General features: G+C 67.9%; 6 protein-coding genes and 1 pseudogene. 2 read left to right on the top strand and 5 right to left on the bottom strand.

Features of this window, described 5'->3' with window-relative positions:
• From BM388_RS17180 to BM388_RS17170, 3 genes and pseudogenes are all read right to left on the bottom strand, one after another.
• Nucleotides 1-245: pseudogene (locus tag BM388_RS17180) on the bottom strand (hypothetical protein); the annotation flags it as partial.
• Between the two features lie 335 nt (nucleotides 246-580).
• Nucleotides 581-2,209: a hypothetical protein gene (locus BM388_RS17175; protein ID WP_089852424.1), complete on the bottom strand. Its 1,629-nt coding sequence runs from the start codon at nucleotides 2,207-2,209 to the stop codon at nucleotides 581-583.
• Between the two features lie 228 nt (nucleotides 2,210-2,437).
• A complete protein-coding gene (locus BM388_RS17170) occupies nucleotides 2,438-2,740 on the bottom strand; it encodes a winged helix-turn-helix domain-containing protein (RefSeq protein ID WP_089852423.1) in 303 nt (100 codons plus the stop codon).
• 250 nt (nucleotides 2,741-2,990) lie between these two features.
• Between BM388_RS17170 and BM388_RS17165 the strand changes: the two genes are divergently transcribed.
• Nucleotides 2,991-4,295 (top strand): ATP-grasp domain-containing protein, encoded by a 1,305-nt coding sequence (locus BM388_RS17165; protein ID WP_089852421.1) that lies wholly within the window; start codon nucleotides 2,991-2,993, stop codon nucleotides 4,293-4,295.
• A gap of 34 nt (nucleotides 4,296-4,329) precedes the next feature.
• The gene (locus BM388_RS17160; protein ID WP_089852419.1) at nucleotides 4,330-6,354 is read left to right on the top strand and encodes a CocE/NonD family hydrolase; all 2,025 of its coding nucleotides are present in this window, start codon (nucleotides 4,330-4,332) and stop codon (nucleotides 6,352-6,354) included.
• Between the two features lie 4 nt (nucleotides 6,355-6,358).
• On the opposite strand, the gene bioA is transcribed toward BM388_RS17160, so the two are convergent.
• A complete protein-coding gene (bioA, locus tag BM388_RS17155) occupies nucleotides 6,359-7,630 on the bottom strand; it encodes an adenosylmethionine--8-amino-7-oxononanoate transaminase (protein WP_089852417.1) in 1,272 nt (423 codons plus the stop codon).
• 248 nt (nucleotides 7,631-7,878) lie between these two features.
• The coding region (locus BM388_RS17150) for a transposase (protein WP_139233946.1) at nucleotides 7,879-8,216 on the bottom strand (338 nt) is incomplete at its 5' end.

Raw genomic sequence — 8,216 nt, 5'->3', positions numbered from 1 at the left:
CGCAGCTGACTGGCCAACGAGTGGCGGATACGCAGCGGGTGGCGTCGATCGACCAGATTGTCTTCGAGCGCCTCGATCACGCCACTGTTGTCGAGGGTTTCACGCAGCAGGAGAGCGCCGCTGTCGCTGGTGGTGCGGTGGCCGCTCAGCTCGACACGGACAGAGCCGTTGCACGAGGGCGACCAGGTCGTTAGGGTTTCACCCATGGCGAGTGGTCCTCTTGAATCGTGTTCTGGCAGGAACATCTTGATTCTACAAGAGAAAACCACTCGCCATCTTCGTTTTCAGGACGCCCTCATGAATAAGCCGGGCTTAGCGGTTTACGCTGGGGCATCCAGTCTTACTCTCGTAGCACTTCGCGTTGAGCTTGGCGCGTGAGAGTGACAAATGTGTGTCAAGGTGGGGGTGGAACATTGAATTACAGAGTGCTCGGAGTAGCACATAAACTCATGAGCTTGGCGAGACTCTGATTTAACAAGTCACAGCACTGGACGCCTCTGGCGTGGCGGCGGTGCGTTCGGCAATAATCAGCTATGGCTGAACGTCCGCTTCTGGCCGAACCCAGCCCCGCAAGAGATCGTCACTCTCGGAAAAACTCTTCCAGCAGCAACATCAGGGTCATCCCCACGGCGGCAAGGAGCAGGGCATTGCGTATCCAGCCGATTCCCCTGGCCAGGCGCGGGAGCCATGTCGCCGTGGCGGAGTTGCTCTCCATCTCAGCTTCCGTCGCCATCGGGTGGTCCGGCTCTCGCCGGGCCTTCCACCAGCGGCTGAGCTCCCTGCCGCTTGCCAGCACGTCTGGCAGGCGCCTCAGGATCGCGGCCACGGCCGTCAGCAGCATGGCGAGATAGACCAGGACGCCGAGTCCGATGATCACGGCTTCGTTCGAACGCCAGCCCCAGGCCTCGCCGACCCCGACGACCGCCAGGACGGCCCCCAGGGCGATCAGGGCCTCCTGGAGATGGGGGAGTAGCCCGAGTATCAGCAGCACCAGTCCCGTCAGGGCCATCCAGCCGCGCCGGGCCGTCTCGCTCAACCAGAGGCCGGCTCGACGCAAAAGCACCCGAAAAATGAAGGGAAGCACGAGGAGGGCCGCCACGCCGAGCGCCAGGATCGCGAGGTCTCGCGCCTCGCCGAGTTCGAGCCCGAGGATCAGCGGCAGGCTCACCACGCCGGCCAGGAACAGGCCGGCCCGGCTGCCCGAGGGCCAGGCGGTGTGCGTGCCATCGCGGCGGTCGCGCAGCCCGTTGCCCAGTGCCCCGAAGGCGAAGGCCACCACGAGGGTGCCGAGGTTCGCGCTGCCCCAGGCCAGCATCGCCCCGGCGGTTTCCACGGCGGCGGCGATGACCACCAGGCCGGCGATGCCCCGCCATCGGTATCGCCATCCGGCCAGCAGGGCCGCCAGGGGCAGGGCCAGCGCGCTGCCGACGGGGGTGAACTGCTCGATCAGGGTGGCGTACTCCGCCGAACGCTCAACGAGGCCCAGCCAGGCCGGATATCCGCCCCACAGCGCCAGCAGCAGGGCCAGGGTGACCAGGGACCGGCGCGGCAGGGCTCGATCCGATGCCCCCTCGAGGAAGAGGAGGCGAGCGTATCGGCCGGCCAGGAAGCAGGCCGCGCCGGTCAGGAAGTCCGCTGAGGTATCCAGCCGGTAGTGCAGCCGCCTGGGGAGCTCGAGCACGGTGCCATCGAGCAGGGCGAGGGCAATCCCCGCAACCGTGGCCAGGCCAAGGGGAGCCAGCACCGGGAAGGGCGGCGCCAGTGCCCAGCCGAGCAGGAACAGCAGGAAGAAGAGCAGCGTCAGCAGGCTGACGATGACCACCACTTCGACACCGCTGTCGAGCCCTTCCCGGGCCACCAGCACATGAAGCGGCAGTAGGGCGAGGGCGGTGAAAAAGCCCGCGCTCGGGTGGAAGGTGTCAGCCATGTTCGGCACCGGCCAGCGGGTGGCCAGCAGCGCCGCCAGGGCCAGCGAGACCAGGTAGATATCCAGTCGGGCGGGAAAGCCGCCGATGGGGGTGTAGAGGCCGACGGGCAGCAGCAGCCCGCCGAGGGCAACCAGGCCGACCCCTCGCCAGCCCAGGCGGTCGCCGGCCAGCGCCGCCAGGGGCACGCAGGCGAGCGCGGCGTGGAAGCCCAGGGTATCGACCAGGCGCAGCTCGTAGGAGAGCAGCAGAAAGGCGGGAAGCAGCCAGTAGGGACTCGGCATGAGGTCTCCTCCCATGGTCCGGTCGGCATGCCCTGACACGTGACCCGGGAGGCGACCCTTCGCCGGGAGATACGGTCGTCTCCCTGCCGGGCGTCACGCGGGTGATTCGTTACGCCAAGGTGTTTCCCTGAAGCATAGCGGAGACGGCTCCACCGGCCGGAGCCGCAGCGGACGGTTCTTCACTCGACCGGCGCCCATGTCGGGCTGGCGCGTGATCCCGCGTCGGCCTCAGTGCCGCGGCGGGTAGCCCAAGGCCTCACGCAGCCGTTCGGCGTGCTCGGCCACCCAGGTCGGGTCGATGGGGCCCCAGTCGCGAATCACGTAGGTGCCGATGTTGTGGCGCTCGCCCGGCAGGGGCTCGAATTCGCAGACCATGTCCAGTTCGGCCAGGGCGGCGAGAGTGTCCTGGGCGGTGCGCCGGGGCATGCCGGTGGCCTCCATGATGGCCGGCACGCTGGCGGCGCCGCTGGCCACCAGGTGGGCGACGTAGAGGCGACGATAGAAGCTGGTGCGGGTCTTGCTCAGGGTCATGCGGGGCATCCTTGGCTGGTACGGGGTCGGGCGAGCGGCATGCCTCGCCTCGCAGCCTGCAGTCTAGCGGCTTCCTCCTTTCCGGCACCATGTCTCCCTACCTCGCCCGCCTGCCCCTGCCGCGGCTCGGCATGCGCGGGGAGGGCGGCGCATATCCCGCAGGCAGATTCGCGAATCGCTTGCCATGATGGAGGTTGGGACAAGACACGATGATTCGCCGCCATGGGATGGCCTGTCTGGAGGAATCCCCATGCGCTGGAACGTCTTCATCGTCGGCCAGGATCAGCTGTCGCAACGCCTGCTGCCGCATCTGCGTCACGCCGAGGAGTATGCCTTTCATCCGCTGCTCACCCTCGGGAAGGTGGTGCATGCCGAGGAGTACCCCTTCGATCGCCTGATGGGGGAGGCGCTGGCAGAGCTCGACCGCTTCGAGGGCCCGGTGGATGCCATCGTCGGCTACTGGGACTTTCCCACCAGCGGGCTCTTGCCCGTGCTGCGCCGGGCCAGGGGGCTGCCCGGCCCGTCGCTCGAAGCGGTGCTCAAGTGCGAGCACAAGTACTGGAGCCGGCTGGAGCAGTCGCGCTCGGTGCCGGAGTGCGTGCCGGCCTTCCAGGCGCTGGACCCCTTCGATCCGCGAGCCATCGAGTCCGTGCAGACCGACTATCCGTTCTGGCTCAAGCCGATCAAGGCGCATTCGTCGCACCTGGGCTTTCGCATCGAGAACGCCGACCACCTGCGCGAGGTGCTGCCCGTCATCCGCGCCGGGATCGGACGCTTCGGTCGCCCCTTCGATGAGGTTTGCGCCCGTGCCGCCCTGCCCGACGAGGTGGCGGCGGTCACCGGGCATCACTGTATCGCCGAGGCGATCATCTCGGCGGGGCGTCAGTTCACCCTGGAGGGCTACGTCCTCAACGGTGGGGTGCATCTGGTGGGCATCGTCGACAGCCTGCGCGACGACGCCCACTCCTCCGTGCTGCTGCGCTACGAGTATCCTTCCTCGCTGCCGGAGTCGCTCCAGCAGCGCATGCTGGCCATCACCCGGGGGTTCATCGCCCGGATCGGCTTTGATGACGCCCCCTTCAACATCGAGTACTTCCATGACGAGCAGCGCGACCGGCTGTGGCTGCTCGAGGTCAATGCGCGCCTCTCGCGTTCCCACGCGGCGCTCTTCCAGCTGGTCGACGGCGCACCGCACTTCCAGGTGATGGTGGACGTGGCGCTGGGCATCGCGCCGCGCATGCCCCATCGCGAGGGGCGCTATGCCGTGGCCGCCAAGCAGATGCTGCGGGTCTTCGACAATGGCCGGGTGAGTCGGGTGCCGAGCGAGGAGGAGATCCGCCGCGTTGAGGCGGCGTTTCCGGGCACCCTGGTGCAGCTCAACGTGGAGGAGGGCATGCGGCTCTCCGAGCTCAAGCATCAGGACTCCTTCTCCTGGGAGCTGGGCGTGCTCTTCATCGGGGCGGACGATCGCGAGACGCTGGACGCGCGCATCGAGCAGTGCCGGGGCATGCTGCCGTTCGAGATCGAGCCGCTCCCCGAGGAAGGCGAGGCCTGAGCGTCGTCATCGGTCATGACGAGAGGAGGATGCCATGCGTATCGTCACCGACTTCCCCTATCGCGTGGAGTGCCACGATCCGGTGTGGATCCCCATGGACGACGGCGTCGCACTGTGCGCGCGTCTCTGGCTGCCGGAGGGCGCAGACTCGCGGCCGCTACCGGCGATCCTCGAGTACATCCCCTACCGGCTGCGCGACGGCTCGGCGCGACGCGATGCCCAGCACCACCACTACTTCGCCGGCCACGGCTATGCCTCGATCCGCGTCGACATCCGCGGCAGTGGCGACTCCGGAGGCGTGCTCACCGACGAGTACCTGGAGCAGGAGCTCCTCGACGGCGAGGCGATCCTGCGTTGGCTGGCCGACCAGCCCTGGTGCGATGGCCGGGTCGGCATGATCGGCATCTCCTGGGGCGGCTTCAACGGCCTGCAGCTGGCGGCCCGCCAGCCCCCCGAGCTCGGTGCAGTAGTCAGCGTCTGCTCCACCGACGACCGCTACGCCGACGACGTCCACTACATGGGCGGCTGCCTGCTGGGGGACAACCTCTCCTGGGCCTCGACCATGTTCGCCTATAACTCGCTGCCGCCGGACCCCAGCGTGGTGGGCGAGGAGTGGCGGGCGATGTGGCACCGGCGCCTCGAGGGCAGCGGACTGTGGCTCGCCACCTGGCTCGAGCATCCGCACCGCGATGCCTACTGGCGCCACGGCTCGATCTGCGAGGACTTCTCGCGGGTGCAGGTGCCGGTGCTGGCGGTCAGCGGCTGGTCGGACGGCTACTCCAACGCCGTCAAGCGCCTGGTGGCGAACCTGCCCGAGCGCTGCCAGGGGCTGATCGGCCCCTGGAGCCACAAGTACCCCCATCTCGGTGAGCCGGGCCCGGCCATCGGCTTCCTGCAGGAGTGCGTGCGCTGGTGGGATCAGTGGCTCAAGGGGCGCGACACCGGCGTGACCCAGGAGCCGGCGCTCAAGGTATGGATGCAGGACAGCATGCCGCCGACCACGAAGGTGGGCTGCCGACCGGGGCGATGGGTCGCCGAGCCCTGCTGGCCGTCGCCGAACATCGTGCAGGTCAAGCTGCCGCTCTCGCCGGACCGGCTGCATCTCGACGGGCATCCCGGCGAGGAGGAGCAGGAGCTGACCGTGCAGTCGCCGCTGACCTGCGGGCTCTTCGCCGGCAAGTGGTGTTCCTATGCCGCCGGCCCGGACCTGGCCCACGACCAGCGCCAGGAGGACGGCGGCGCCCTGACCTTCGACAGCCCGCCGCTCACGGCACCGCTGGAGGTGATGGGGGCGGCGGTGGTGGAGCTGGAGCTGGCCGCCGACCGGCCGGTGGCCATGGTGGCGGCGCGCCTCTGCGACGTGGCTCCCGACGACAAGGCGACCCGTGTCACCTACGGCCTGCTCAACCTGACCCACCGCGAGAGCCACGCCTCGCCGAGTCCCCTGGAGCCGGGGCGTCGCTATCGGGTGCGCCTGCAGCTCAACGACGTGGCCCAGGTATTCCCTCGCGGCCACCGGCTGCGGCTGTCGCTCTCCTCTTCCTACTGGCCGCTGGCCTGGGCGCCACCCGAGCCGGTGCGCTTGACGCTTTTCGATCGGAGCTCAGCGCTGCATCTGCCGGTGCGTCCGCCTCGCGAGGAGGACAGCCGACTGGCTCCCTTCGCCGAGCCCGAGGCGGCGCCGAGCATCGAGACCACGCGCCTCAAACCCGGCCATCACAACTGGTACGTGCATCGCGACCTGGCCGAGGACCTGTCGATCCTCGAGGTGATCAACGACAACGGTCGCATCCGGCTGGAGGACTCCGGGATCGAGGTGGCGACCCGAACGGTGGAGACCTACGCCTGCCGCGACGACGACTTCGACTCCCTGGAGGGCACGACCCACTGGGAGCGCTCGCTGGCCCGGGGCGAATGGGCGGTGCGCACCGTGACATTCACACGCCTCACCTCGGATGCCGAGACCTTCCGGCTACACGCCACCCTGGATGCCTTCGAGGGAGAGACGCGGGTCTACTGCCGTAGCTGGGACCTGCGCCTGCCGCGCTCGCTGATGTGAGCGCTCAGCGCTCCAGGAACCAGCCCTTCATGACGTCGGTGATGCGGCGCATCTCGGCATCGCTGGTGATGTAGGCGGGCATGGTGTAGAGCCAGCGGCCGAAGGGGCGCAGCCAGACGCCCTGGGTGCGGGCGAAGTCGGCCACGCCCTTGAGCACGGCGGCGTCATGGACCTCGATCACCGCGGTGGCGCCCAGCACCCTGACATCTTCGACCTCGGGATGGGCGCGCAGCGCCTCATCGTTCACTAGCGTCTCGCGCAGCACGCCGTTGAGCGCCTTAATGCGGCCCAGGTAGTCCTCTTCCTCGAACACCGCCAGGCTCTCCAGCGCCACCCGGCAGGCCAGCGGGTTTCCCATGAAGGTGGGGCCGTGCATGAAGGCGTGCAGCTCGCTGTCGCCGACGAAGGCGTCGTGTACCTTGTCGGTGGCGAGCGTCGCGGCGTGGCCCAGGTAGCCGCCGGTCAACCCCTTGGAGAGCACCATGATGTCCGGCGTAACGTCGGCATGGTCGGCGGCGAACATTCGCCCGGTGCGCCCGAAACCGGTGGCCACCTCGTCGAAGATCAGCAGCACGTCGAACTCGTCGCAGAGCTCCCGGGCGCCGCGCAGATAGTGGGGCGAGGTCATGTTGAGCCCGCCGGCGGCCTGCAGCAGCGGCTCCATCAGCAGCGCGCCGATCTCCTCGTGATGGGCCTCGAGCACGCCGCGCAGGGCGTCGAGGTCGGGCTGCACCTCATTCGCGCTGGCCGCGAAGGGGGCGGTGGGGGCGGGGGCGAAATGGTGCTGCGGCAGGAAGCCTGAGAACAGCGAGTGCATGCCCTCCTCGGGGTCGCACACCGCCATGCAGCCGGCGGTGTCGCCGTGGTAGGCCTTCATCAGCGTCAGCATGCGATGCTTGGCCGGCTTGCCGCGCAGGTAGTGGTACTGCACGGCCATCTTCATGGCCACTTCCATGCCCACCGAGCCACTATCGGAGAAGAAGACATGGTTCAGGCCCTCCGGGGTGACGCGCACCAGCTCTCGGGCCAGGCGGTCGGCGGGCTCGTGGGTCAGGCCGCCGAGCATGACGTGGCAGAGTTCGCCGGCCTGCTCGCGGATCGCCGCCACCAGCCGCGGATGGGCGTAGCCGTGAATCATGCACCACCAGGAGCAGGTGGCGTCGAGCAGCGTCTCGCCGCTCTCCAGGGTGAAGGTCGCGCCCTCGCCGCCGACCACCTTGGGGGCCGGGCGCTGGGTCTTGAGGTGGGCATAGGGGTGCCAGACGGGGGACGTCATCGGGCCTCCTGCAGTGAACGTGGCGCGTCGTCACCGGCAGTCACCGGTGGCGTCAGATAGCGCCAATATCCTACCTGTAAACTCTCTTTCTATGAAGGTGTTTACAAGGGCGCGTGGCGGGCTTTATGAGGAGGTAGTAAAATAGTCGTCACAACCAAGGTAAGTGAAGTCGGGCCGCCGTTTGGTGCTGTCTTGTGTCGGTCCGGTGTCCTTTGAAGGGAATCAGGAGACACAGCATGATGCAGGCTCTAGGTTCTGTCTGGAAAGTCAGCACGTAGGCAACGATCTATGCAGGCCAGGCATACCATCGCTCTGAAGCTGCTGGCCAACTTGTCGTAGCGGGTGCAGACGCGGCGCAGTTCCTTGATCCACGCGAAACAGCGCTCGATGATGTTGCGCTCTCGATAACGGGGCTTGTCGAAGCCCCGAGGGGCGCCTGGTCGAGGCTTTCGCTTCATCTTGCGCCGGGCGATGATCGGTTTCATGCGGTGCCGGTCGCAGTAGCGGCGAAGAGGATCACTGTCATAGCCCTTGTCGGCCACGATGTATCGACAGCGCTTACGTGGTCTGCCCCGGCTTCCAGGCA

This window comes from Halomonas saccharevitans, from assembly GCF_900116405.1.
Taxonomy (GTDB): domain Bacteria; phylum Pseudomonadota; class Gammaproteobacteria; order Pseudomonadales; family Halomonadaceae; genus Halomonas; species Halomonas saccharevitans.
The sequence above is the reverse complement of the archived record's forward strand: the minus strand, read 5'-3'. Positions and strand labels throughout refer to the sequence as shown.

Coding starts and splice junctions, on each gene's coding strand:
- BM388_RS17170 (WP_089852423.1), bottom strand. CDS start 2,740: ATGACCCTGAGCAAGACCCGCACCAGCTTCTATCGTCGCCTCTACGTC.
- BM388_RS17175 (WP_089852424.1), bottom strand. CDS start 2,209: ATGCCGAGTCCCTACTGGCTGCTTCCCGCCTTTCTGCTGCTCTCCTAC.
- BM388_RS17165 (WP_089852421.1), top strand. CDS start 2,991: ATGCGCTGGAACGTCTTCATCGTCGGCCAGGATCAGCTGTCGCAACGC.
- BM388_RS17160 (WP_089852419.1), top strand. CDS start 4,330: ATGCGTATCGTCACCGACTTCCCCTATCGCGTGGAGTGCCACGATCCG.
- bioA (WP_089852417.1), bottom strand. CDS start 7,630: ATGACGTCCCCCGTCTGGCACCCCTATGCCCACCTCAAGACCCAGCGC.